Annotated in this window: 19 protein-coding genes; 4 read left to right on the top strand and 15 right to left on the bottom strand. The window is 67.0% G+C overall.

What is annotated here, in order from left to right:
• Window positions 1-177: 177 nt before the first annotated feature.
• Window positions 178-1,047: a crotonase/enoyl-CoA hydratase family protein gene (locus tag ACLB90_RS18875; RefSeq protein WP_411850888.1), complete on the bottom strand. Its 870-nt coding sequence runs from the start codon at window positions 1,045-1,047 to the stop codon at window positions 178-180.
• A 161-nt stretch (window positions 1,048-1,208) separates the two neighbouring features.
• Window positions 1,209-2,885, bottom strand: coding sequence for a long-chain fatty acid--CoA ligase (locus ACLB90_RS18880; RefSeq protein ID WP_411850889.1), 1,677 nt, complete (start codon window positions 2,883-2,885; stop codon window positions 1,209-1,211).
• A gap of 230 nt (window positions 2,886-3,115) precedes the next feature.
• On the opposite strand from ACLB90_RS18880, the gene ACLB90_RS18885 reads away from it, so the two are divergent.
• Complete coding sequence (locus ACLB90_RS18885) at window positions 3,116-3,595, top strand: hypothetical protein (RefSeq protein WP_411850890.1); 480 nt, start codon at window positions 3,116-3,118, stop codon at window positions 3,593-3,595.
• A gap of 66 nt (window positions 3,596-3,661) precedes the next feature.
• On the opposite strand, the gene acnA is transcribed toward ACLB90_RS18885, so the two are convergent.
• Window positions 3,662-6,415 (bottom strand): aconitate hydratase AcnA, encoded by a 2,754-nt coding sequence (acnA, locus tag ACLB90_RS18890; RefSeq protein WP_411850891.1) that lies wholly within the window; start codon window positions 6,413-6,415, stop codon window positions 3,662-3,664.
• A gap of 287 nt (window positions 6,416-6,702) precedes the next feature.
• Between acnA and ACLB90_RS18895 the strand changes: the two genes are divergently transcribed.
• The 3 genes from ACLB90_RS18895 to acnB are packed head-to-tail and all read left to right on the top strand — an operon-like array spanning window position 6,703 to window position 9,979.
• Complete coding sequence (locus ACLB90_RS18895; RefSeq protein WP_017356396.1) at window positions 6,703-6,927, top strand: AbrB/MazE/SpoVT family DNA-binding domain-containing protein; 225 nt, start codon at window positions 6,703-6,705, stop codon at window positions 6,925-6,927.
• A gap of 7 nt (window positions 6,928-6,934) precedes the next feature.
• Entirely contained in the window at window positions 6,935-7,333 is a 399-nt protein-coding gene (locus tag ACLB90_RS18900; RefSeq protein WP_411850892.1) for a type II toxin-antitoxin system VapC family toxin, read from the top strand.
• Between the two features lie 60 nt (window positions 7,334-7,393).
• On the top strand, window positions 7,394-9,979 hold the full coding sequence (gene acnB / locus ACLB90_RS18905; RefSeq protein WP_411850893.1) for a bifunctional aconitate hydratase 2/2-methylisocitrate dehydratase: 2,586 nt from the start codon (window positions 7,394-7,396) through the stop codon (window positions 9,977-9,979).
• A gap of 86 nt (window positions 9,980-10,065) precedes the next feature.
• Here the strand turns inward: acnB and ACLB90_RS18910 are convergent, their stop codons facing one another.
• The 12 genes from ACLB90_RS18910 to ACLB90_RS18965 all read right to left on the bottom strand — a co-directional run bounded on the left by ACLB90_RS18910 (window position 10,066) and on the right by ACLB90_RS18965 (window position 25,105).
• Window positions 10,066-11,133, bottom strand: a complete 1,068-nt coding sequence (locus ACLB90_RS18910) for a protein-glutamate methylesterase/protein-glutamine glutaminase (RefSeq protein ID WP_411850894.1) — start codon at window positions 11,131-11,133, stop codon at window positions 10,066-10,068.
• Window positions 11,130-11,726, bottom strand: coding sequence for a chemoreceptor glutamine deamidase CheD (cheD, locus tag ACLB90_RS18915; protein WP_411850895.1), 597 nt, complete (start codon window positions 11,724-11,726; stop codon window positions 11,130-11,132). The genes ACLB90_RS18910 and cheD overlap by 4 nt, the downstream gene beginning before the upstream one ends.
• Complete coding sequence (locus tag ACLB90_RS18920; protein ID WP_411850896.1) at window positions 11,723-12,586, bottom strand: CheR family methyltransferase; 864 nt, start codon at window positions 12,584-12,586, stop codon at window positions 11,723-11,725. Before ACLB90_RS18920 ends, cheD begins: the two co-directional genes overlap by 4 nt.
• 3 nt (window positions 12,587-12,589) lie before the next feature.
• Window positions 12,590-14,875 (bottom strand): methyl-accepting chemotaxis protein, encoded by a 2,286-nt coding sequence (locus ACLB90_RS18925; protein WP_411850897.1) that lies wholly within the window; start codon window positions 14,873-14,875, stop codon window positions 12,590-12,592.
• A gap of 189 nt (window positions 14,876-15,064) precedes the next feature.
• Window positions 15,065-17,434, bottom strand: coding sequence for a methyl-accepting chemotaxis protein (locus tag ACLB90_RS18930; protein ID WP_411850898.1), 2,370 nt, complete (start codon window positions 17,432-17,434; stop codon window positions 15,065-15,067).
• 96 nt (window positions 17,435-17,530) lie between these two features.
• Window positions 17,531-17,914, bottom strand: coding sequence for a hypothetical protein (locus tag ACLB90_RS18935; protein ID WP_411850899.1), 384 nt, complete (start codon window positions 17,912-17,914; stop codon window positions 17,531-17,533).
• 151 nt (window positions 17,915-18,065) lie between these two features.
• Window positions 18,066-18,557: a chemotaxis protein CheW gene (locus ACLB90_RS18940; RefSeq protein ID WP_411850900.1), complete on the bottom strand. Its 492-nt coding sequence runs from the start codon at window positions 18,555-18,557 to the stop codon at window positions 18,066-18,068.
• 103 nt (window positions 18,558-18,660) lie between these two features.
• Window positions 18,661-19,443, bottom strand: a complete 783-nt coding sequence (locus ACLB90_RS18945; RefSeq protein WP_411850901.1) for a flagellar brake protein — start codon at window positions 19,441-19,443, stop codon at window positions 18,661-18,663.
• Window positions 19,444-19,614: 171 nt separating this feature from the next.
• Entirely contained in the window at window positions 19,615-21,864 is a 2,250-nt protein-coding gene (locus ACLB90_RS18950) for a methyl-accepting chemotaxis protein (protein WP_411850902.1), read from the bottom strand.
• 522 nt (window positions 21,865-22,386) lie between these two features.
• Window positions 22,387-24,378, bottom strand: a complete 1,992-nt coding sequence (locus ACLB90_RS18955; protein WP_411850903.1) for a chemotaxis protein CheA — start codon at window positions 24,376-24,378, stop codon at window positions 22,387-22,389.
• Between the two features lie 56 nt (window positions 24,379-24,434).
• On the bottom strand, window positions 24,435-24,800 hold the full coding sequence (locus tag ACLB90_RS18960) for a response regulator (RefSeq protein WP_411850904.1): 366 nt from the start codon (window positions 24,798-24,800) through the stop codon (window positions 24,435-24,437).
• Window positions 24,797-25,105, bottom strand: coding sequence for a lipid asymmetry maintenance protein MlaB (locus tag ACLB90_RS18965; protein ID WP_411850905.1), 309 nt, complete (start codon window positions 25,103-25,105; stop codon window positions 24,797-24,799). Before ACLB90_RS18965 ends, ACLB90_RS18960 begins: the two co-directional genes overlap by 4 nt.
• Window positions 25,106-25,152: the final 47 nt, after the last annotated feature.

The following is a 25,152-nucleotide window of genomic DNA, read 5'->3' on the forward strand; positions in this document are numbered from 1 at the left end:
CCAGATCACATCGCTGCGGAGACATCAACATCGGTCCTTGAGGATGATGGGGGAGGGCACCATACAGCCGCGCGCCTGATCGGGCCAGCCCAGGCGCGGCGACCGGGCGGCGGCGGGAAGAACCATAAAAAAGCCCGGCAGCGGCCGGGCTTGAACAACAGCAGGGGAGGGTGGAACTCAGGCGACGTCAAGGGTGGCGCGGCGGGTCTGTGCCTTGATCAGGCGGTCCATCGTGCGCAGCGACTTGTCGCCGAGCGCCAGGGCCGAATCGACCCACACCTTGGTGATCTCCAGCAGTTCGTCGTAACGCACGGCCTGGGCCAGGTTGCGTGCCGCGTTCATGGCCAGGTAGGAATGCGGAATGCGCTGGTGCTGGCGGATCAGGTCTTCGACCGCCTTCACGCCCTGGCCCTTGGGCACCAGCACGTCCACCACGCCCATCGCGTGCATTTCCTCGGCGCTGTACACCCGGCCGTCCAGGATGATCTTCTCGGCCAGCTGCGGGGCCACCCGCTTGCACAGGAAGGAATACGCCCCCATGCCCGGGAACAGGCCGAACAGCACCTCCGGCAGGCCCATGCCGCAGCCTTCCTCGGCCACGATGGTGTGGCAGGCCAGAGCCATCTCCAGGCCGCCACCCAGCGCATCGCCCTGGATCAGCGCGATGGAGCGCACGTCGCCGCCGAAGCCGGTGTGCAGGTGGTGCACGCCTTCCACGCACCGCTGGGCGTAGGTGAGCAGGCGGTCGCGGTTGCCTTCGCGGATCAGGCGGGTGAACAGGTCCAGATCGCCGCCCAGGTTGTAGGCCGTGGCGTCGGAGGCCAGCACGAAATGGCGCAGCTTGCCGCTGTTGCGCTCGGCCGGCGTGCGCGTGATAGCGCTCATGTAGTTCCACATTTCATCCAGCATGTCCTTGCGGCAGCAGGGACGCACACCGCTGGTGGCGTCGGCATGCATGAACAGCCAATGTGCGGCATCGTCGCCGGTGGTTTCAGTACGGATGGTGGCGTAGCGGTGGCTGACGGGCAGCTTTTCGATGGTGCTCATGGCGATTTCCTCAACGATGCGGGCCCGCAGGGAGGATGTTGTGGTCGGCGGGCCGGACGGGTCCACACGCGGCGATGCTACACCCCCCGGGCATGCAGCCATGAAAAAGGCCTGCCCCGTCGCCGGTGCAGGCCCTGTTCGTTCACGATAGGCGCAAACCCTTACGGGGCGGGCGTATCGCGCAGTTCACGGCGCAGAATCTTGCCGACATTGGTCTTCGGCAGCTCCTTTCGGAATTCAACGATTCTGGGGTGCTTGTAGCCGGTCAGGTTGGCGCGCGCGTGTTCCTTGACCTGCTCGGCGGTCAGGTTCGGGTCCTTCTTGACGATGACGACCTTCACCACTTCGCCGGATTTTTCATCCGGCACGCCGACCGCGGCCACTTCGAGCACGCCGGGCATCATCGCGATCACGTCCTCGACTTCGTTCGGGTACACGTTGAAGCCGGACACCAGGATCATGTCCTTCTTGCGGTCCACGATGTAGAAGAAGCCCTGTTCGTCCATGCGCGCCATGTCGCCGGTGTGCAGCCAGCCCTCGGCATCGACCGCCTTGGCGGTTTCCTCCGGACGCTGCCAGTAGCCCTTCATCACCTGCGGGCCCTTGATGCACAGCTCGCCGACGTCACCGGCCGGCAGCGTGTTGCCGTTGTCGTCCTTCACGCAGGCGTCGGTGGACGGGATCGGCAGGCCGATCGCGCCGTTGTACTCGGCCAGGGTCAGCGGGTTGATGCAGGCCGCCGGCGAGGTTTCGGTGAGGCCGTAGGCCTCGACCAGGGTCACGCCGGTGACCTTCTTCCAGCGCTCGGCCACGGCGCGCTGCACCGCCATGCCGCCACCCAGGGTGACCTTCAGCGAGGAGAAGTCGATCTCGTCGAAGCCGGGGGTGTTGAGCAGGCCGTTGAACAGCGTGTTGACGCCGGTGATGGCGGTGAACCGGGTCGACTTCAGCTCCTTGACGAAGCCCTTCATGTCGCGCGGATTGGTGATCAGGTGGTTGCAGCCACCGAACTTCATGAAGACCAGGCCGTTCGCGGTCAACGCGAAGATGTGGTACAGCGGCAGGGCGGTGATGATCCACTCCTTGCCCATCTCGATGCCCGAGGCGGAGATCCAGGCCGAGGCCTGCTGCATGTTGGCGACCAGGTTGCGGTTGGTCAGCATGGCGCCCTTGGCCACGCCGGTGGTGCCGCCGGTGTACTGCAGGAACGCCACGTCGTCGTGGTCGATCTCGACCTTCGGCAGGGTGTGGCGGCTGCCGATCTTCAGCGCCTGGTTGAAGCGGATCGCGCCGCGCAGGCTGTAGTTGGGCACCATCTTCTTGATGTACTTCAGCACGAAGTTCACCACGACGCCCTTGACGCCCAGCATGTCGCCCAGGCCGGTGGTGATCACCTGCCGGATGGGCGTGTCGGCGATGACCTGCTGCACGGTGTCCCCGAAGTTGTCCACCACCACCAGCACCGTGGCGCCGGAGTCCACCAGCTGGTGCTTGAGCTCGCGGGCGGTGTACAGCGGGTTGACGTTGACCACGGTCAGGCCGGCGCGCAGCACGCCGAAGGTGGCCACCGGGTACTGCAGGCAGTTGGGCATCATCAGGGCGACGCGATCGCCCTTCTTGAGCTGCAGCTCGCCCAGCAGGTAGGCGGCGAACTGCTCGACCAGCGCATCGGTCTCACCGTAGGTGAGCACCTTGCCGAAACTGGAGTAGGCGGGGCGGTCGCGGAACTTGGCCACCGAGGTGTCGAAAACGGCCGACACCGAGTGGAACTCGTTGACGTCGATCTCGGCGGGTACGCCTTGCGGATAACTCTGCAGCCAGGGACGTTCCAGACTCATATTCCCCCTCCAGGAAACGTGGATGAAATGGTGCGATGACGGAGAGTATCCGTCAGTTCATGCCCCGGCAGCATACCGGGCCGAATGGAAAAGGCGAAGAGCCGGTGAAAACCGTGTGCACGCCGTGTGGGCAAAGGGCGCGCGAGAGGCGCATCTGCACGTATTCCTACAGACGCCGCGGCGGCCCGCTGCGCAGACTTGGACGCTCGACTCTCACGGAGATACTCACCATGAAGCACTTCCATGCGGGGCCCCGGCGTTGCGGATGGGCCGCTGCGCTGCTGCTGGCCGCTGCCACAGGCGCGCACGCGCAGGCAGCGCCGGAGCCGTTGCGGCAGTTGGATTTCCCGGTACTGGCGCGCGGCGAGACCGGGCAGTTCCGGGTGCTGGTGCCGGCCCACGGCGGTGGCGAAGGGGCGGTGGCTTATGCCGTGCATGCCGTGATGCCCGGCTCGGGAGATGACCTTGGCTATCGATTCCCTGCGGTCAGCTGCCCGGAGGGCTTCAAACAGAACGTACACGCCGACGACCGCGGCGTGGTCTGCCATCAAAGCGGGGGACTGCCGCATCCGGCCTTCACCATGACCGTGACCGTGCGCAACGTCGAGGCGGCAGATGGCGAAACCCGCCAGGACGACGGGCTGCGCAGCGTGGCGCTGTACGGCGCGGTCACGCATGCACCCTGGTTCCTGTACGGCGTGCGGCCCTGATCGGCAGGATGCCAGCGCGGGTGCGCTGGCATCTGCGGCCGTCCCCGCAGCGCGGGGCAGGGAGCCTTATTGGGCCGCCAGCTGGCGCAGCACGTACTGCAGCAGGCCGCCGTGCTTGAAGTACTCTACTTCCTTGGGCGTGAGCAGCATCACGTGCGCCTGGAAGGTCTTGACCGTGCCATCGGCCCGGGTGGCGGTGACGGTGGCGGTCTTGCTGGCGCCGTCCTGCAGGTCGGTGATGTCGATCGTCTCCGAACCATCCAGACCCAGGCTCTGGGCGTTCTCGCCCGCCTTGAACTGCAGGGGCAGCACGCCCATGCCGACCAGGTTGGAACGGTGGATGCGCTCGAAGCTCTCGGCGATCACCGCCTTGACGCCCAGCAGGTTGGTGCCCTTGGCGGCCCAGTCGCGCGACGAGCCGGTGCCGTATTCCTTGCCGGCGAACACCACCAGCGGCACGCCCTCGGCCTTGTACTTCACGGCCGCATCGTAGATCGCCAGCTTCTGCGGTTCGCCGCCATCGGCGGGGAAGTACAGGGTGTTGCCCCCTTCCTCGCCACCGAACATCAGGTTCTTGATGCGGATGTTGGCGAAGGTGCCGCGGACCATCACGTCATCGTTGCCCCGGCGGCTGCCGTAGCTGTTGAAGTCGGCCGGCTGCACGCCGCGCTCCTGCAGGAAGCGGCCCGCCGGCGAGTCCTTCTTGATGTTGCCGGCCGGGGAGATGTGGTCGGTGGTGATCGAATCGCCGAACAGGCCCATCACCCGCGCGCCGTGCACGTCCTCGATGTGGCCGACCTGCATGGTCATGCCGTCGAAGTACGGCGGGTTCTTGATGTAGGTCGAACTGCCGTCCCAGTCGTACAGGTCGCCGTCGGGCGACTTGATGGTGTTCCAGCGGGTGTCGCCCTTGAACACGTCGGCATAGTTCTGCTTGAACATTTCCGGGCCGATGGTCGCGGCGATCACGTCGCCGATTTCCTTGTTGCTGGGCCAGATGTCGCGCAGATACACCGGCTGGCCATCGCTGCCGGTGCCCAGCGGTTCGGTGGTCAGGTCGATGTCGGTGGTGCCGGCAATCGCGTAGGCCACCACCAGCGGCGGGCTGGCCAGGTAGTTCATCTTCACTTCCGGGTGCACGCGACCTTCAAAGTTGCGGTTGCCCGACAGCACCGAGGTGACCACCAGGTCGCCGGCGGCGATGCCGGCGCTGACCTCGGTGGGCAGCGGGCCGGAGTTGCCGATGCAGGTGGTGCAGCCGTAGCCGACGACGTAGAAGCCGATCTTCTCCAGCTCGGTCAGCACGCCGGCCTTTTCCAGGTAATCGGTGACCACGCGCGAGCCTGGCCCGAGCGAGGTCTTGACCCAGGGCTTGCGGTCCAGGCCCTTGGCGGCCGCGTTGCGGGCCAGCAGGCCGGCGCCGATCATCACCGCCGGGTTGGAGGTGTTGGTGCAGGAGGTGATCGCGGCGATGACCACCGCGCCGTCCTTCAGGCGGAAGCGGTTGCCGTCCATCTCGACGTCGGCATAGCCCTTGGCGAGCTGTTCGTTGCCAACCGCCGCACCGCCGCCTTCGTTGACGAACTTGGACACCTCTTCATTGCGCTTGTCGCGGTTGGTGGTCAGCCCGCCGAGGTTGTCGCGGTAGTTCTGCTTGACGTCTTCCAGCAGCACCCGGTCCTGCGGGCGCTTGGGACCGGCCAGCGACGGCTTGACGGTGCCCATGTCCAGCTCCAGCGTGGCGCTGTAGCTGGCATGCGCGGTCTGCGCGTCGTGCCACAGGCCCTGGGCCTTGGCATAGGCCTCCACCAGCGCGATCTGTTCCTCGCTGCGCCCGGACAGGCGCAGGTAGTTCAGCGATTCGTGATCGATCGGGAAGATGCCGCAGGTGGCGCCGTATTCGGGCGCCATGTTGCCGATGGTGGCGCGGTCGGCCAGCGGCAGGTGCTGCAGGCCTTCGCCGAAGAACTCGACGAACTTGCCGACCACCCCGTGCTTGCGCAGCATCTGGGTGACGGTGAGCACCAGGTCGGTGGCCGTGGCGCCTTCGGGCAGCTTGCCGGTCAGCTTGAAACCGACCACCTGCGGAATCAGCATCGAGGACGGCTGGCCAAGCATGGCCGCCTCCGCTTCGATGCCGCCCACGCCCCACCCGAGCACGCCGATGCCGTTGATCATGGTGGTATGGCTGTCGGTGCCGAACACGGTGTCCGGGTAGGCCACGGCCGTGCCGTCCTTGTCGGCGGTCATCACCACCCGGGCCAGGTTCTCCAGGTTCACCTGGTGGACAATGCCGGTATTGGGCGGCACAACCTTGAAGTTGTGGAAGGCCTTCTGGCCCCAGCGCAGGAAGCCGTAGCGTTCCTGGTTGCGCTGGAACTCGATCTTGCCATTGAGATCCAGCGCATCCGGCGTGCCGAACACGTCGACCTGCACCGAGTGATCGATCACCAGTTCGGACGGAATCTGCGGATTGATCTGTTCCGGGCGGCCGCCGAGTTTGACCACGGCGTCGCGCATCGCGGCCAGGTCGACCACGCAGGGCACGCCGGTGAAGTCCTGCAGCACCACGCGCGCGGGCATGAAGGCGATTTCGATGTCCGGCTCGGCCTTCGGGTTCCAGCGGGCCACCGCTTCGATGTGATCGCGGCCCACGGTGGCGCCGCCGTCCTCGTGCCGGAGCAGGTTCTCCAGCAGGATCTTCATCGAGTAGGGCAGGTGGGAGATGTCGAACTGCTGTCCGAGCTTGGGCAGGCTGAAGTAGTCGTAGGTCTTGCCGGCGACATCCAGCTGGCTGCGGGTGGAGAACGAATCGCTCATGCGGGGTGACTCCTCTTGCGGATGGCTTGCATTGGCCGCCCGGGGGCAGGCCTGCTTGCGTTCGCCGATGGCCGATAGGCCCGGTGACCGTCCGAGTATGAACGATTCAGCCGGCCGTCGGCCTGCGGCATCGGGTCTCAGGCTACATGGAGATATGTATCGCTGATGTCATGGGTCGCTGCGTATCCTTATGCCCTGCAAGGCCCGGGGCGGGCCGGAGCGGGGCGGTGGTGGAAGTATGCCCCCGGAAGTATGTATAATTTGTGCATACTTTGGAGGGCCTACCGATGGAAGCCACCGTTGCAGAACGCGGACAGATCACCTTGCCCAAGGCGGTCCGCGACGCGCTGGGTCTGACCAAGGGCACCCAGCTGAAGGTCGAACTGGAGGGCAGCCGCATCATCCTGCGCAAGAGCGTGGACGATGCCATCTCGCGCGCACGCGGCAAGTTCGCCCTGGACGGCTTCGACTCGGCGCAGGCCGCGGTGGACGCGGTCCGCGACGAGGAATGAGCCGCGCATGATCGCCGTCGATTCCCCGATCCTGATCGAACTGCTCAGCAACGGCCCGCAGGCCGATGCCGTGGAAGCCTGCCTGCGCCAGAGTCTGGTCGGTGGCCGCGTGGTGATCTGCGGGGTGGTGCTGGCCGAGATCTGCGCCGCGCTGCGCGGCGGCGCCGAGGTGCAGGAAGCGCTGGAGGAGATGGGTATCCATTTCAGCCCGCTGGAAGCCAAGTCGGCCCTGCGCGCCGGCGAGATGCATCGCCGCCACCGCCAGCGTGGTGCCGGCAAGCGCGGCATCGATGATTTCATGGTCGGTTCGCACGCACTGCTGCAGTGCGATGGGCTGATCACCTGGAACGACACGTTTTACCGCGACTACTTCAAGGGCCTGAAGCTGATCGTGCCGCAAGCCTGAGCCCACCCTTTTCATCGCTGTATTCAACCGCATTCTTCAAAGAATCACCCGGGAGTTGTCATGTTGGAAGCCTACCGCCACCACGTAGCCGAGCGCGCCGCGCTTGGCATCCCGCCGCTGCCGCTGAGTGCCCAGCAGACGGCCGACGTCATCGAACTGCTGAAGAACCCGCCCGCCGGCGAGGCCGAGTTCCTGCTCGACCTGCTGACCCACCGCGTGCCGGCCGGCGTCGACGATGCCGCCAAGGTCAAGGCCTCGTACCTGGCCGCGATCGCCCTCGGCAGCGAAGTCAATGCGCTGATCAGCCGCGAGCGCGCCACCGAACTGCTGGGCACCATGCTCGGCGGTTACAACGTCGCCCCGCTGGTCCAGCTGCTCGATGACGCCGTGGTCGGCCCGATTGCCGCCGACGCGCTGAAGAACACCCTGCTGGTGTTCGATGCCTTCCACGATGTGCAGGAAAAGGCCAAGGCCGGCAATGCCAACGCCCAGGGCGTGCTGCAGAGCTGGGCCGATGCCGAATGGTTCACCAGCCGTCCGGAAGTGCCGCAGAGCCTGACCATCACCGTGCTCAAGGTCACCGGCGAGACCAACACCGACGACCTGTCGCCGGCGCCCGACGCCACCACCCGTCCGGACATCCCGCTGCACGCTTTGGCGATGCTGAAGAACAAGCGCGATGGCATCGAGCCGGAAGAAGACGGCAAGCGCGGCCCGGTCAAGTTCATTGAATCGCTGAAGGACAAGGGCCACCTGGTGGCCTACGTGGGCGACGTGGTCGGTACCGGTTCGAGCCGCAAGTCGGCCACCAACTCGGTGCTGTGGTTCACCGGTGAAGACATTCCGTTCATTCCGAACAAGCGCTTCGGCGGCGTGTGCCTGGGCTCGAAGATCGCGCCGATCTTCTACAACACGATGGAAGACGCCGGCGCGCTGCCGATCGAACTCGACGTGTCGCAGATGAACATGGGCGATGTGATCGAGCTGCGTCCGTATGACGGCAAGGCGCTGAAGGACGGCGCGGTCATCGCCGAGTTCAAGGTCAAGTCCGACGTGCTGTTCGACGAAGTGCGCGCCGGTGGCCGCATTCCGCTGATCATCGGCCGCGGCCTGACCGCCAAGGCGCGTGAAGCACTGGGCCTGGCCCCGACCGACCTGTTCCGCCTGCCGATGGACCCGCCGGACACCGGCAAGGGCTTCTCGCTGGCGCAGAAGATGGTCGGCCGCGCCTGCGGCCTGCCGGAAGGCCAGGGCATGCGCCCGGGCACCTACTGCGAACCGAAGATGACCTCGGTGGGCTCGCAGGACACCACCGGCCCGATGACCCGCGACGAGCTGAAGGACCTGGCCTGCCTGGGCTTCTCGGCCGACCTGGTGATGCAGTCGTTCTGCCACACCGCCGCGTACCCGAAGCCGGTGGACGTCAAGACCCACCACACCCTGCCGGAGTTCATCTCCACCCGTGGCGGCATCTCGCTGCGTCCGGGCGACGGCGTGATCCACAGCTGGCTCAACCGCATGCTGCTGCCCGACACCGTGGGCACCGGCGGCGATTCGCACACCCGTTTCCCGGTGGGCATTTCGTTCCCGGCCGGCTCGGGCCTGGTGGCCTTCGCCGCCGCTACCGGCGTGATGCCGCTGGACATGCCCGAATCGGTGCTGGTCCGCTTCAAGGGCAAGATGCAGCCCGGCGTGACCCTGCGTGATCTGGTCAACGCGATCCCGCTGTACGCGATCAAGTCGGGCCTGCTGACCGTGGCCAAGGCCGGCAAGAAGAACATCTTCTCCGGTCGCATCCTGGAAATCGAAGGGTTGCCGGAGCTGAAGGTCGAGCAGGCCTTCGAGCTGTCCGACGCCTCGGCCGAACGTTCGGCTGCCGGCTGCTCGGTGCACCTGAACAAGGAGCCGATCATCGAGTACCTCAACAGCAACATCACGCTGCTGAAGTGGATGATCGCCGAGGGCTACCAGGACGCGCGTTCGCTGGCCCGCCGCATCGAGAAGATGGAAGCCTGGCTGGCCAACCCGGAGCTGCTGGCACCGGATGCCGACGCCGAGTACGCCGCCGTCATCGAGATCGACCTGGCCGACATCCACGAGCCGATCGTGGCCTGCCCGAACGATCCGGACGACGTGAAGACGCTGTCGGACGTGGCCGGTGCGGCCATCGATGAAGTGTTCATCGGTTCGTGCATGACCAACATCGGTCACTTCCGTGCCGCCGCCAAGCTGCTGGAAGGCAAGCGCGACATCCCGACCAAGCTGTGGGTGGCCCCGCCGACCAAGATGGACGCCTCGGAGCTGACCAAGGAAGGCCATTACGGCACCTTCGGCACCGCCGGCGCGCGCATGGAAATGCCGGGCTGCTCGCTGTGCATGGGCAACCAGGCACAGGTGCGCGAAGGCGCGACGGTGTTCTCGACCTCGACCCGGAACTTCCCGAACCGTCTGGGCCGCAATTCCAACGTGTACCTGGGGTCGGCCGAACTGGCCGCGATCTGCTCGCGTCTGGGTCGCATCCCGACCAAGGAAGAGTACATGGCCGACATCGGCGTGCTGGATGCCAGCAGCAAGGACATCTACCGCTACATGAACTTCGACCAGATCGAGGACTACCAGGACGTGGCCAAGACGGTCGCCGCCTGATGTAGTGCCGGGCGCTGCCCGGCAACGGTGGATCACAACAACACCCGGCCCAGGCCGGGTGTTGTTGTTTGGATCGCAGCGCGGGGTTATGCGCGTGCCAGGCTCATCAGGCGTTCGGCGATGCGGTCCAGCGGCACCATCTCCTCGGCGGCGCCAAGCCGGTAGGCTGTGCCCGGCATGCCCCATATCACGCTGGTGGCCTCGTCCTGAACCAGGGTGGCGGCGCCGGCGATGCGCATCTCAAGCAGGCCGCGGGCGCCGTCGTCGCCCATGCCGGTGAGGATGGCGCCGATGGCGTTGGCGCCGGCGCTCTCGGCCACCGAACGGAACAGCACGTCGACGGCCGGTTTGTGGCGGTTGATCGGTGGGCCGTCGTCGATCCGGCAACGCCAGCGGGCACCGTCACGGATCACGCGCAGGTGCATGCCGCCCGGGGGCAGGTAGGCGTGGCCGGGAAGCACGGCTTCGCCGTCGGTCGCCTCGCGCACCGACATCGCCGAATGCCGGTTCAGGCGATCGGCGAACGCGGTGCTGAAGGTGGCCGGCAGATGCTGGGTCATCACCACGGCCGGCGCGTCGGCCGGCATGCCTTCCAGCACCACGCGCAGGGCCTCGGTTCCGCCGGCCGAGGCGCCGATGGCGATCAGGCGGTCGGTGGTGCGGAACTGGATCGTGCGCGGCGACGGGGCGGCGGGGGTGTCCAGGGTGATGCGCGGCACATTGGTCCGGGCCAGGCTGCGTACCCGCGAGCGGGCGGCCATCTTGACCTTGGCGATGATCTCATCGGCATAGGCCTGCAGCCCGCGCGCCACGTCCAGCTTCGGCTTGGAGACGAAGTCCACCGCGCCAAGCGCCAGCGCCTGCAGGGTGGTGTCGGCACCGCGCTCGGTGAGCGAGGAGATCATCACCACCGGCACCGGGTGCAGGCGCATCAGGTTCTCCAGGAAGGCCAACCCGTCCATGCGCGGCATTTCCACGTCCAGCGTGATCACGTCCGGATGCAGGCGCTTGATCTTCTCGCGTGCCAGCAGCGGATCGGCGGCGGTGCCGACGACCTCGATGCCCGGATCGCTGGCCAGGATTTCGCTGAGCATCTGCCGCACAACCGCCGAATCGTCGACGATCAGAACCTTGCAGGGCGGGCCGATGGTCATTCGAACAGCTCCACGCCACCGGTGACCGGGGCACGCGACAGGCGGGCACGGACGGCCGATTCGGTGGCGGCCACTTCGGCTTCGTGCGCGTGCGGCAGGCGCTGCACCACCACCCGGCCGGTGTCGGCGAAGAACCATACCTTGCGCGGATGGATGCCGCACAGGTCCTCGGCGATGATCGGGATGTGCTCGGCCTGCAGGTACTGGCGCACGAACTCCGCGTTGCGGGTGCCGACCGGGTTGCTGGTGAAGCCCTTGAGTACGTTGGCGCCACCGAACACCTTGGCTTCCAGGCGCTTGCGGTGCGCGCCGCGCTTGAGCAGGTCGTTGATCAGCAGTTCCATCGCGTAGCTGCCGTAACGGGCCGGAGCGCCGTCGCCGACGTTGCCTTCGGGCAGCAGGAAGTGGTTCATGCCGCCGATCTTGAGCACCGGGTCGCGCAGGCACGCGGCCACGCACGAGCCCAGGGTGGTGGTCAGGGCGGTGTTGTCGTCCACGGCGAGGTACTGGGTCGGCAGCAGCTTGGCCGCCGTGACCTGGAAGCGGCTGTCGAAGTAGCGCATCACCTCGTCGCTGCGTGCGGCCTGGTTCATGCCGGGGCTCCGGGCGCGCGCTTGTACAGGGTGCGCCCGCACGGCTGGATCAGGTCGGCGGCGTGCAGGTAGTTCTCCGAATGGCCGGTGTAGAGCAGGCCGTCGTCGCCCATGTGCTGGATCAGGCGCGACAGGATGCCGCGCTGGGTGGGCTTGTCGAAATAGATCATCACGTTGCGGCAGAACAGGGCGTCGAAGGGACCGCCGACGTCGTAGCGGGGCGCAAGCAGGTTGAGCGGGCGGAAGTCGATCAGGTCGCGCAGCGCCGGCAGCACGCGGCAATGGCCTTCGTTGGGGCCGGTGCCGCGCTGGAAATAGCGCTTGCGTACGGCCGGGTCCAGCCCGGAGACACGGTCGATGGCATACACGCCACGGCTGGCGGTGGCCAGCACCTGGGTGTCCACGTCGGTGGCAAGGATGCGCACCGGCGGTTTGAGCGTGCCGAACGTCTCGCAGGCGGTGATCGCCATCGAGTAGGGCTCCTCGCCGGTGGAGGCCGCGCACGACCACAACTGCAGCGTGCCGTGGCCGCTGCGCGCACGCAGCTCGTCGGTGAGCTTCTCGAAGTGGTGCGGCTCGCGGAAGAAGGCGGTCAGATTGGTGGTCAGCGCGTTGGTGAACGCCTGCCATTCGTCACCGCCGTGGGCTTCGAGCTGGTCCAGGTAGTCCTGGAAGCTGCGCATGCCGAGCGCACGCAGGCGGCGCGACAGCCGGCCATAGACCATGTCGCGCTTGGCCGGCGCCAGCGAGATGCCGACGCGTTGATAGATCAGGTCGCAGATGCGGCGGAAGTCGCGGTCGGCGAACTCGAATTCACGACCGGCCTGCGAGGTGGCAACAACGGGGGGAGGTGTGGACACGGCTCAGAACTCCTGCCACTGGCCGTCATCGGTGGGCAACGCCGCGCGTGGCGCACGCGGCGTCGGCGCCGGTGGGGCGGGGACGGGGCGTGCGGTGCGCGCCGGGACGCTGCGCACCGGGCGCGGGGCGGCGGTATTGATCCGGGCGGTGACCGCGCTGACGGCTGCGGCCACCTGGTTGTCGAGGCGGAAGATCGCCACGGCATCGGCCAGCTGGGTGGCCTGTTCCTCCATCGCACGCGCGGCGGCGGTGGCTTCTTCCACCAGCGCGGCGTTCTGCTGGGTGGTTTCGTCCATCTGCACCACGGTCTGGTTGACCTGTTCGATGCCGGCGGACTGTTCCTGCGAGGCCGCCGAGATTTCGGCCATGATGTCGGTGACGCGCTGCACGGAGGCGACGATCTCGCCCATCGTGGCACCGGCCTGGTTGACCAGCTGCGAGCCTTCGGCGACCTTGCCGACCGACTCGTCGATCAGGCCCTTGATCTCCTTGGCGGCGCTCGCCGAGCGCTGCGCCAGGGTGCGCACTTCGCTGGCGACCACGGCGAAGCCGCGGCCCTGTTCACCGGCACGCGCCGCTTCCACTGCAGCGTTGAGCGCCAGAATGTTGGTCTGGAAGGCAATGCCGTCGATCACCGAGATGATGTCGGCGATCTTCCGGGACGAGGCTTCGATCGCGCTCATCGTGGTGACCACATGGCCGACCACGTCGCCGCCCTGCGAGGCCACGGTGTGTGCGCCGATGGCGAGCTGGTTGGCCTGGCGGGCATGTTCGGCGTTCTGGCGCACGGTGGAGGTCAGTTCCTCCATCGACGCGGCGGTTTCTTCCAGGTTGGCGGCCTGCTGCTCGGTGCGGCGCGACAGGTCGCTGTTGCCGGTGGCGATTTCGCCGGCGGCCTGGTTGATGCTGCTGGCCGATTCCTGGATCTGGCCGACGATGCGGGTCAATTGCGTGACGGTGGCGTTGGCGTCATCGCGCATGGTGGCGAACACGCCCTCGAACTGGCCCTGCATGCGCGCGGTGAGGTCGCCCTCGGCGATGGCCGACAACAGCGTGGACAGCTTGCCCAGGTTGTCGTCGCTGACCTGCATCATCGCGTTGAGGTTGACGATCATCAGGCGGAAATCGTGGTCGAACCGGCTGCTGTCGCCGCGCTGGCTGAAGTCGCCGGCCGCAGCGGCCGTGCCCAGCCGCTTGATCTCGGCATTGATGCTGGCCAGGTTCTGCTTGACCGTGTCCACGGTGGCGGTGATGGCTGCCTTCTCGCCGGGATAGCGCACGATGTCGGCACGCAGGTCGCCGACCGCGTAGGCCTTGACCACCTCCAGCACCGCGTCCATCGTCTGCACATGGGCGCCGACCAGGGTGTTGGTCTCATGCACCATCAAGCCGTATTCGCCGGGGAACGCGCTCTCATCGATGCGGTAGCTGACCTCACCGGCGTCATGGCGGCGGGCCATGTCGCGCTGGGCGGTGATGACCCCGTGCAGCTGGCTCTGCATGCGCGACATCGCTTCAAGCAGGCGCCCGGGTTCGTCGTGCGCCTGTTCGCCGATGCGGCTGTCCAGCTTGCCGCGCGCGATGCTCTCGGCGACGGTGGTGGCCTGGCGCAGGGGCAGGGTGATGCGGTTGCCGATCAGCCAGCTCAGGGCCAGCACGATCAGCACCAGCGCGCCGCCGGCGGCGGTCATGATCGCGGTGAACACCAGCGCCTGCTGCTGCACGTCTTCCATGTACACGCCGCTGCTGATGACCCACTGCCACGGTGCGTACATGCCGGCGTAGGACGACTTGTCGAACAGCCCCTCTTCACCGGCCTTGGCCCACTTGTAGGACACCACGCCGCCACCCAGGCGGGCCATGCCGACCATGTCGTAGAACAGGCGCACGCCGTCCTCGGAGCGGAAGTCCTTCATGTCCTGGCCGATCAGGTCCTTGCGGAACGGATGCATCAGCACGCGGTACTGCGTGTCGTAGACGCTGTAGTAGTAGGCGTCCTTGTCGGCGCGCATGCGGTCCAGCGCCATCAGCGCCGCGTCCTTGGCCGCCGCTTCGCTCAGCTCGCCGGTTTCGGCCAGGTGGTGGTAATGGTCCAGGATGCCGTAGGTCAGTTCGACCTGGATCTTCAGGCTGTCCTTGCGGGTGTCGGTCAGGTCCAGGTACTGCATGCGTGCGGCGATCACCGCCAGGGCGATGACGCCCACGGCGATCAGCACCGTCAGCAGGTTGAGCTTGCGACGGACGGACAGGTTGGAGAAGTACTGGTTCCAGCGGCTGATCAAGGTCATGGGCATGGCATCGTTGGTCGACGAACGTGTCGCGGCAATGCAGTTATCGGCCGCGAACGGCTGCGGTTGAGGCGCGCAGGCTGAGCGTATTCAGGTTTCAGGCGGGGAACGCTGGCGCAAGAAGAAAGGCTCCGGTGCCTGCGCACCGGAGCCTGTCTGTAGTTGCCACTGTGGCGCTGCGTGCAGCGCTTAGAACTCCTGCCAGTCGCCGTCGGCCAGTTCGGTGGCAACCGGGCGGTTCGGGGCGCGGCGGACCGGTGCCGGCGCGGGGGCCTGGCGCGCCGGACGCGGTGCGGCAGCGACCGGCGCGGCGACCGGTGCCGGTGCCAGGTCGTGCTCGTCCAGCTTGAAGATCGACACGGCATCGCTGAGATGGCCGGCCTGTTCTTCCATCGCACGCGCGGCGGCGGTGGCTTCTTCGACCAGCGCGGCGTTCTGCTGGGTGGTTTCGTCCATCTGCACCACGGTCTGGTTGACCTGTTCGATGCCGGCGGACTGCTCCTGCGAGGCCGCCGAGATCTCGGCCATGATGTCGGTGACGCGCTGCACGGAGGCAACGATCTCGCCCATCGTGGCGCCGGCCTTGTGCACCAGTGCCGAACCGTCGTTGACCTTGCCGACCGAGTCGTCGATCAGGCCCTTGATTTCCTTCGCCGCACCGGCCGAGCGCTGGGCCAGGGTGCGCACTTCACTGGCCACCACGGCGAAGCCGCGGCCCTGTTCACCGGCACGGGCCGCTTCCACGGCGGCATTCAGCGCCAGGATGTTGGTCTGGAAGGCGATGCCGTCGATGACCGAGATGATCTCGGCGATCTTCTTGGACGAGGTCTGGATCGCGCTCATGGTGGTGACCACCTGGCCGACCACTTCACCGCCCTGCGAGGCCACGGTGTGCGCGCCGATGGCGAGCTGGTTGGCCTGGCGGGCATGCTCGGCGTTCTGGCGCACGGTGGAGGTCAGTTCCTCCATCGAGGCGGCGGTTTCTTCCAGGTTGGCGGCCTGCTGTTCGGTACGGCGCGACAGATCGCTGTTGCCGGTGGCGATTTCGCTGGCGGCCGAGCTGATCGCCTGGCTGGAGTGCTTGATGCGGGTGACGATCTCGCTGAGCTGTTCGGCGGTGGCGTTGGCGTCGTCACGCATGCGGGCGAACACGCCGTGGAAGTCGCCGTGCATGCGCACGCTCAGGTCGCCCTGCGACAGCGCGGCGAGCAGGCCGGAGACCTGGTCGATGCTGCTGGCGTTGGCTTCGAGCAGGCCGTTGATCTGCTGGGCCAGCTGCAGGAAGAAGCCTTCCTTGCCGGCATCGTCGATGCGGCCGGACAGGTCGCCGGCGGCGGCCTGGGCGATGACGCGCGCCACTTCGGCTTCGACGGCGGCTTCCGGGGTGCGGTCGCGCCATTCGACGACGTGGCCGACGGTTTCGCCCTGTTCGTTGGCGATCGAAGAGACCACCTGCGCGAACTGCGCGTCGCCGAACTGCATCGGACGACGGCTGACGCCATGCTGCTTGAGCTGGCTCAGGGTGCGCGGGTCCATCTCGTTGCCGTGCTCGAGCACGGTCACCGGCTTGCCGATCAGCGAGGCGGCGGCATCGAACTCCGGCAGGTCCTTGCGGATCTCGTCCTGGTACTGGGTGAGCGTGTGCTGCAGGGCACGGTTGCTGTAGACGATGTTCAGGCTGTCATCGGTCAGGTACACGCCGGTGGAGCTGTAGTCCAGCGCGGTGCGGATGCGCAGGTTCTCGCGGGCGATCGCCTGGTCGGTCTCGGTGCGCTCGCGCAGGTCGCGCTGCATGCGCTGCATGGCCTGCAGCAGGTCGCCGACTTCGTCCTTGCGGGTGACATCGATGTGGCCGTCGAGCTTGCCACCGGCAACGTCGTTGGCCACCGAAACGGCGCCACGGACGCTGCCCACCAGCGAGCGGGCGAACAGCCACACCAGCACCAGGCCCAGCGCCGCGCCGCCGAGCAGGGCGATCACGGTCAGGGTGGCGGAGGCGGCGTAGGTGGATTCGGCTTCGTCGCGCGAGGCGCGGGCGAGGCGGTTGTCCTCGGCGATCAGCGCTTCGAGCGCGGCCGAGGCCTTGAGATGCGAGGTGCGGGTTTCACCGACGAAGGTGTCGACCGCGTCGTCCGGCAGGTCCAGTTCGAGCATCTCGGTGACCGAGTCATAGGACACCAGTGCGGCGGTCCAGTCCTTGGCGAAGGTGTCGAACAGTTTCTTCTGCTGCGGGTTGTCGATCAGCGCGGGGTACTTCTTGATCGAGGCGTCGATGCGGCCGCGCAGGTCGGCGGCGCGCGTCTTGGCTTCGGCCTTGACGTCATCGCTGGCGCGGATCAGGCCCTGGTAGGCGGAGTTGCGGTACTCACCGACCATGCCACGGATTTCGCCGGCCATGCGGATGCTTTCCATCCGGTGTCCCGCCAGCTCGGTGGTGACATTGTTGAGCGAATACAAGCCACGATAGGCCACGATGCCCTGGAGCAGCATCACCAGCAGGATGACACCGAAGGTGAGCATCAGCTTGGGCATCAGTTTGAGGTTGTTGATCCACGGCATGGGCGGTGCAGTCTCCGGTGGCAAACGCGTCCGGGCGTCGTACCCGGTTGCAGCGACCACGCCGGCCAGTGCCGGCGTGGCATGGCGTACGGCGAATTACTTGATGTTGGCGAGCTTCAGGCCGGCCGGCGAGCTGACTTCGATTTCAGCGCGCGAGGCATCGCGGGCGATCTTGCCGATCACGCACACGGTCTTGCCTTCCAGGGTTTCCAGCGGGAAGCTGAACTTGCCGCGGTTGGCGCCGGCGATGCGGGCCGAGAAGGTGTGGCGCGGGAAGGCGCCGCCCATGTACAGGAAGGTCGGCTGGCCTTCGGAGCCTTCAGCGTAGCGGGCCTTTTCCACCTTGCCGCACACCATGCCGTCCTTGCCGACCGAACGCGGGGCCATTTCCGGCGGAATCATTTCGGCCGACTGGGCGAAGGCGGACGAGGCGGTGGTGGCGAGCACGGCAGCAGAAAACAGCGCAAACAGGGACTTCATCGGATGGTTCTCCGGAGGATGTGGACAAGTTGGCCCGGCCTTGGGGTGTCCAGCACAGCCGGGTCCTGATTCCAGCTATCGGCCACGCGCGCGGGAACTGAAGGGCCAAATTCGACCTTTGTCGTAGTGCGCGGCGGCCGCAGGCCTGTCATCAGGCGGCGACGTCGTCGAGGGTGGCGGTCTGGCCCATGTCGGCGCTGTCCAGCAGGGTCTCGATGTCGAGCAGGATCAGCATGCGGTCGTCCTGGGTGCCGATGCCCGAGATGAAGCGGGTGTCCACGGCAGCGCCGAACTCGGGGGTCGGGCGGATCTGCTCGGCGCTCAGCGGAATGACGTCGGAAACGCTGTCCACGACGATGCCGACGACGCGGTCTTCGACGTTGAGCACGATCATCACGGTGAAGGCGTCGTAGCGCGCATTCTCCAGGCGCAGCTTCAGGCGCAGGTCGATGACCGGCACGATGGTGCCGCGCAGGTTGATCACGCCCTTGATGTAGTCCGGGGCATCCGGCACGCGGGTCACCGAGTCGTAACCGCGGATTTCCTGCACCTTGAGGATGTCCACGCCGTAGTGCTCGGCGCCGAGGGTGAAGCTGAGGTACTCGCCACCGGAGCTGGCGGCGCTGCTGTTCTTGTCGTTCATGGAGGCAATCCTGGGTCGGGCGTGGCGGTCGAAAAACCGGGCGTCACGCTGGATATCGGCCTGGGACGGGGCGACTTTAGGTGGGGCTGGGGGCGGGCCCCGTTCAGCTTTCGCCGTTCTTGCGTGCCTTGCGCTGGCGGTCGATGCGGAAGATGTAGCGCTGGATCGCGCTGTCCGCGCCGCGCGGGAGCGCGTCGAAGCGCAGGCCGACGCGTTTCATCTCCACACCGTTGGGCAGCTTCTGCGCGCGCATGTTGCAGGCCACCAGCGACAGGGTGATCGGGCTGCTGTCGGGCAGTTCCAGCCGGCAGCCGTCGTAGCGCTTCTGCAGGCCGAACACCGGGCAGTCCTCGGCCACGGTCACCGCCAGGCCGCCGCCGCTGATGTCCACCACGCGCAGCGTCAGGGCCTCGCTGCGGTCGTCGCCGATCGGCAGGATCAGCTTGGGCGAGTCGGTGATCGGGGTTTCCAGCCGGTACAGCTCGCGCCGCTGCAGGTGCACCAGCTCGGTCGGGAACGCGGCGCGGAAGCCGACATGGCCGTCGTTGCGGATGCGCACCAGGCCGTCCAGCCGGAAGCGGACCATCACCCGTTCAAGCTGGCCGAAGCACAGCAGGTGGTCGGCGGTCTCGGCGGCACGGTTGGAGGTTTCCGAGGGGCTGCCGTCGAGCAGCAGCTCATCCTCGTCTTCGTCCAGCTCCAGCACCGCCGTGGGGAACGACTGGTCGCGGCCGTCGATGTGCGCATTGATCAGCGAACGCTGGTCGATCAGCGCCTGCAGCAGTTGGCGGATCTGCCGGGGATTGCGGACCAGGTACTTGTCATCCGTACCCGGATCGGGCGCGGCATGGGTTCCGTCGTGTGCGAGAAGGCTGCCTTCGGACATGGAATCTGCTGGGTTGGGCGGGTGCCGGCATCACGCGATCCCGGGGCTCAGTCCGTTTATCGGCACCAGATCACATTTATGTAGGGGGAATGTCGCCAGGGAAGGGCGAAACGACGACACCCCGCCGGGGCGGGGTGTCGGGTCAGACGTCAGGCGTGGAGCGCTGCAGGATCAGAACTCCTGCCACTCCGTGTCGTTGGCCAGGGCCGGTTCGCGGGCCGGCGCACGGCGCGGCGGTGCAGCCACCGGGCGCGGGCGTGCCGGGGTTGCCGGGCGGGCCGGCGCGGCGGCGACCAGCGCCGGTCGTGCGGCGGGCGCAGCGATGGCCTGGCCGTCGAGCTTGAACAGGGCCACCGCATCGGTCAGGTGCCCGGCCTGTTCTTCCATCGCCCGTGCGGCGGCGGTGGCTTCCTCCACAAGCGCGGCGTTCTGCTGGGTGGTTTCGTCCATCTGCACCACCGTCTGGTTGACCTGTTCGATGCCGGCGGACTGTTCCTGCGAGGCGGCCGAGATCTCGGCCATGATGTCGGTCACGCGCTGCACGGAGGCGACGATCTCGCCCATCGTGGCGCCGGCCTGGTTGACCAGCTGCGAGCCTTCGGCGACCTTGCCGACCGACTCGTCGATCAGGCCCTTGATCTCCTTGGCGGCGCTCGCCGAGCGCTGCGCCAGGGTGCGCACTTCGCTGGCGACCACGGCGAAGCCGCGGCCCTGTTCACCGGCACGTGCCGCTTCCACCGCCGCGTTGAGCGCCAGGATGTTGGTCTGGAAGGCGATGCCGTCGATCACCGTGATGATGTCGGCGATACGGCGCGAGGATGCGTCGATCTCGTGCATGGTGCTGACCACCTGGCCCACCACGGCGCCGCCCTGCGAGGCCACGGTGTGCGCACCGATGGCGAGCTGGTTGGCCTGGCGGGCATGTTCGGCGTTCTGGCGCACGGTGGAGGTGAGTTCCTCCATCGAGGCGGCGGTTTCTTCCAGGTTGGCGGCCTGCTGCTCGGTACGGCGCGACAGGTCGTTGTTGCCCGAGGCGATCTCGCCGGCCGCGGTGCTGATGCTGGACGAGGCCTGCTGGATGCGCCCGACGATCTGGGTCAGCTGGGCCACGGTCGCATTGGCATCGTCACGCATGCTGGCGAACACACCGTGGAATTCACCGTGCATGCGCGCGGTCAGGTCGCCGTTGGCGATGGCCTGCAACAGCTGCGAGAGCTGGGACAGATTGCCGTCGGCCACCTCCATCATCGTGTTGAGGTTCTCGATCATGACCCGGAAGTCGTGCTCGAAGCGCAGGCTGTCACCGCGCTGGCTGAAATCGCCGGCGGCCGCTGCCTGGGCCAGCGTCTGGATCTGGGTGTTGATGGCCAGCAGGCTGGCCTTGGCCGCATCCATCGATTCGTGCAGGATCGCGCGGCTGCCCGGCAGGCGGCGGGCGTTCTGCGACAGGTCGCCGGCGGCGTACTGGTTGAGCACGTCGATGGCGTCCTTGATCGCATCCAGGTGGTCGAACACCACGGTGTTGGTGCCGACCGCCAGCTCGCCATACACGCCCGGGAAGTCGACCGGCATGCGATGGGAGATGTCCGGGCCGGCGTGCATCGCCGCCATCTGGCGGGTCTCGTCGGAATAGCGGCGCAGCATGGTGGTCATGTCGCTGGTAGCGGCGAGCATCTGGCCGGCTTCATCGGCGCCGGTGGCGCGGATGGTGACGCTCAGGTCGCCGCGTGCCACCGACTTGATCGCATGCACCGCCTGCGACAGCGGACGGGTGATGACCCGCGAGATGACCACGGCCAGCGCGCCGGCGACCACCGACAGCAGCACCATGCAGGCGATGATGGCGATCACGCTGGTGCGATGCACGGCATTGGCATCGGCGATCTTGCTTTCCATCAGGCTGTTGCTGAATGCACCCAGCTCCTTCAGGTCGTCGAACAGGGTGCGGCGGGCCGGGCGCGACTTCTCATCGGACACCTGCCGCGCCAGCGCGCCGTCGCCGGCGGCGACCGCAGCGCGCAGTTCAGCATTGGCGTGGAAGTAGGCGTCCACGTCGCTGGAAACCTTCTTGAACAGCGCCCGCTCGCGGTCGCCGGCGGGCAGCGCGGCGTATGCGGCCAGCTCATCGCGCACGACCTTGGCGGTGGTGTCCATCCGCTTGTTGTAGTCGGCAACCTTTTCGGGCTGGTCGAACATGCTGACCTGCGCCATTTCATAGGTCCGGAACTCGCCGAGCTGCGAGCGCACTTCGCCCAGGTGCTGCACCGACGGAATGTCGTTGCCCGCCATTGCGGCCAGCTGCGCATTGGCGCCGTTGAGGCGGACCAGGGCGAACACGCCGAGAACGACGGTCATCAGGGTGGTGAGGGTGAACCCCACCGCCAGTTTGCGGGCGATGGGCAGATCGTGGAACCACTTCATGGTCGGAACTCCGGGCAGGGCGGGGTGCACAGCCGTGGGGTGCTGGGCGCAAGGGGCGTTTCGAAATGCGGGGGTGGGGCGCGGGAGGCGTGACGACGGTGTCAACGCTCTTCCGGGATAACGGCGCTGTGCGGGCGCAACTTGAGCGTTGGATGTCACATTTTTTTGTGGACCAAGGCAGGGCGGCCGTCGATGCACACGCAAGCAATGGCGGGGTGTTCGCGTGGCGGCAGGCGGATCGGGGTCTGTACGCCGGCGTATCGACGCCAATCAACATCACACTTTCAGAGGTACACAGGACGACGTGTGGGATTGCGTGGAGCCGGCCAGCGGCCGGCACTACCGGACCCACGGCAGCACACCTGTAGTGCCGGCCGCTGGCCGGCAACGCATCCCTGTAGTGCCGGCCGCTGGCCGGCAACGTCATGAACCCATCAGAGAACGCGTGAAGCCGGCCAGCGGCCGGCACTACCAAGGGCGATCACGTTACGCGTCCTATCGGCGCCCGCGCTGGGCGCGCGGTCATGCCGCCTGCGGCATCCGCAGCGAGCGCACCAGGCCGCCGATGTCCACGATCAGTGCGACGCGGCCGTCGCCGAGGATGGTGGCGCCCGAGACACCGCTGATGCGGCGGTAGTTGTTCTCGATGTTCTTGACCACCACCTGCTGCTGGCCAACCAGTTCGTCCACTTCCAGGGCGATCTTCTGGCCGTCTCCTTCGACCACCACCACCAGCGAATCGTCCTTGGTGCGTCCGCTGTAGCCGTAGTACTCGCTGAGCGAGAGGATCGGCAGATACTCGCCACGCACGCGCAGCACGCGGCCTTCGCCGGCCATCGTGCGGACATCCTCCGCCTGCGGCTGCAGGGCCTCCAGCACGTAGGCCAGCGGCAGGATCAGTGTTTCGCCGGCCACCGACACGGTCATGCCGTCGAGGATGGCCAGGGTGAGCGGCAGGCGGATCAGCACGCGGGTGCCGTTGCCGGCCTGACTTTCCAGCTGCACTTCGCCGCCAAGCGCCTGGATGTTGCGGCGGACCACGTCCATGCCCACGCCACGGCCGGAGAGATCCGTGACGGCATCGGCGGTGGAGAAGCCGGGCTGGAAGATCAGGTCCCACACCTGTGCGTCGGTGGGGTTGTCCGGCACGCTCAGGCCGCGTTCGACGGCCTTGGACAGAATCTTGTCGCGGTTCAGGCCGCGGCCGTCGTCGCTGACTTCGATGACGATGTGTCCGCCCTGGTGCGAGGCGGCGAGGGTGATCGTACCGGTCTCGTCCTTGCCGGCGTCGCGGCGGACGTCGGGCATTTCCAGCCCGTGGTCGATCGAGTTGCGGACCAGATGCACGAGCGGATCGGCGATCTTCTCGATCAGGCCCTTGTCCAGCTCGGTGCCTTCGCCGATGGTGCGCAGGCGCACCTGCTTGCCCAGGCGCGAGGACAGGTCGCGGACCAGGCGCGGGAAACGGCGGAACACCGCATCCACCGGCAGCATGCGCACGCCGATCACGGCTTCCTGCAGGTCGCGGGTGTTGCGTTCAAGCAGGTCCAGGCCGGCGAACAGCTGCTCGGCATGGACCGGGTCCAGGGCGTGGGACACCTGCTTGAGCATGGCCTGCGTGATGACGAGCTCGCCGACCAGGTTGATCAGCGCATCGACCTTTTCCACGGCGACGCGGATCGAGGTTTCCGCTTCATGCGCGGCGGCGGCCGGTGCTGCGGCAGCGGCGGCCACAGGGGCCACGACCGGTGCGGCAGCGGCGACAGCGGCCGGTGCCGGCGGGGCGCTGGTGGCCAGGCTCGGCGGTGCGGCCGGACGGATGTCCAGTTCGCAGTCGTCCACGACCCAGGCGAAGGTATCTTCGATCTTGCTGCGCGGCACCTTGCCGACCAGGCCCAGATCCCAGGCCAGATGCGCCTCGAGCGGATCGAGCTGGGCGAAGCCGGGCAGGCGCTCCATGCGGGCGGCAACCTGCAGCGACCCCAGGTGTTCGAGCTCGCGGATGATGCGCAGCGGATCGTTGCCGCTCATGAACAGCGACGGCGCCGGCACGAAACCGATCTGCCAGGCTTCCGGGGTGTCGTCCACGGGGGCGGCAGCGACCGGTGCGGCAGCGGTCACGGCCTGGCCGGACAGCACCGCCTCGAGGCGCGCCTTGACGTTGGCCACGGCCTGCGGATCGGCGGGCTGGCCGTGTTCGGCTTCGCGCAGCAGGGCGCGCAGCACGTCCACCGAGGACAGCATCGCGTCCACGGCGGCCGGTTCCAGCGCGCGCTTGCCCGCCCGCAGTTCATCCAGCAGCGTTTCCAGCACGTGGGTCAGCGCGGCGATCGCGTCGAAGCCGAACGTACCGGCGCCGCCCTTGATCGAATGCGCGGCGCGGAACACGGAGTTGATGATCTCCGGGTCCTGCTGGCCCGATTCGAGTGCCAGCAGACCGGCCTCCATCGCATCCAGCCCTTCGCGGCTTTCTTCGAAGAACGTGGCGTGGAAACGTTGCAGATCCATGCTCATGGTGCGTTGGGTCCGGTTGCGGGAAGGGAGAGGGCGGAAGCGAAGCGGGCTGGGGCTCAGCCCAGCACTTTCTGTACGGTGGCGACCAGCTGTTCGGGATTGAACGGCTTGACCAGCCAGCCGGTGGCACCGGCGGCCTTGCCTTCGGACTTCTTGTCGGCAGCCGATTCGGTGGTCAGCATCAGCATTGGCGTGAACTTGTAGTCGGCCAGCTGGCGCAGTTCGCGGATCAGCGAGATGCCGTCCATGTTGGGCATGTTGACGTCGGTGACCACCGCGTTGAAGCGCTGTCCCTTGGCCCGGCCCAGTGCGACGGCGCCGTCTTCGGCTTCTTCGACGGTAAAGCCGGCCGAGGTGAGGGCGAATGAGACCATCTGGCGCATCGACGCCGAATCGTCCACCACCAAGATACGTGCGCTCATGCAGCGTTCTCCACAGATTTCAGGTTGTCATGGGTTGCGTCCAGGCCCAGGGCCTGGGTGACGCCGAGCAGGCGCGCGGCGTCACGGAAGGTTGCAGTGCAACCGTCGAATCCGGTCGCATGGCCTGCCTGGCGGCGGGCGTCGACGAATGCGCACAGGACCTGCATTGCTGCGGTATGGATACGGCTGACTTCGCTGGCATCCAGCGTCAGTGCGCCTGCCTGGTCCACCAACGGGGCCAGACGGGATTTGAGCTCGGTGCTGGTCTCGATACCGAGATCACCACCCAGGGCCACAGTGCTCATCGTTGCTCCGGACAAACGGTTCCGAGGTTGATAACGGCCCCGCGGGC

This window comes from Stenotrophomonas sp. LGBM10 (genome assembly GCF_046736075.1).
Taxonomy (GTDB): Bacteria; Pseudomonadota; Gammaproteobacteria; order Xanthomonadales; family Xanthomonadaceae; genus Stenotrophomonas.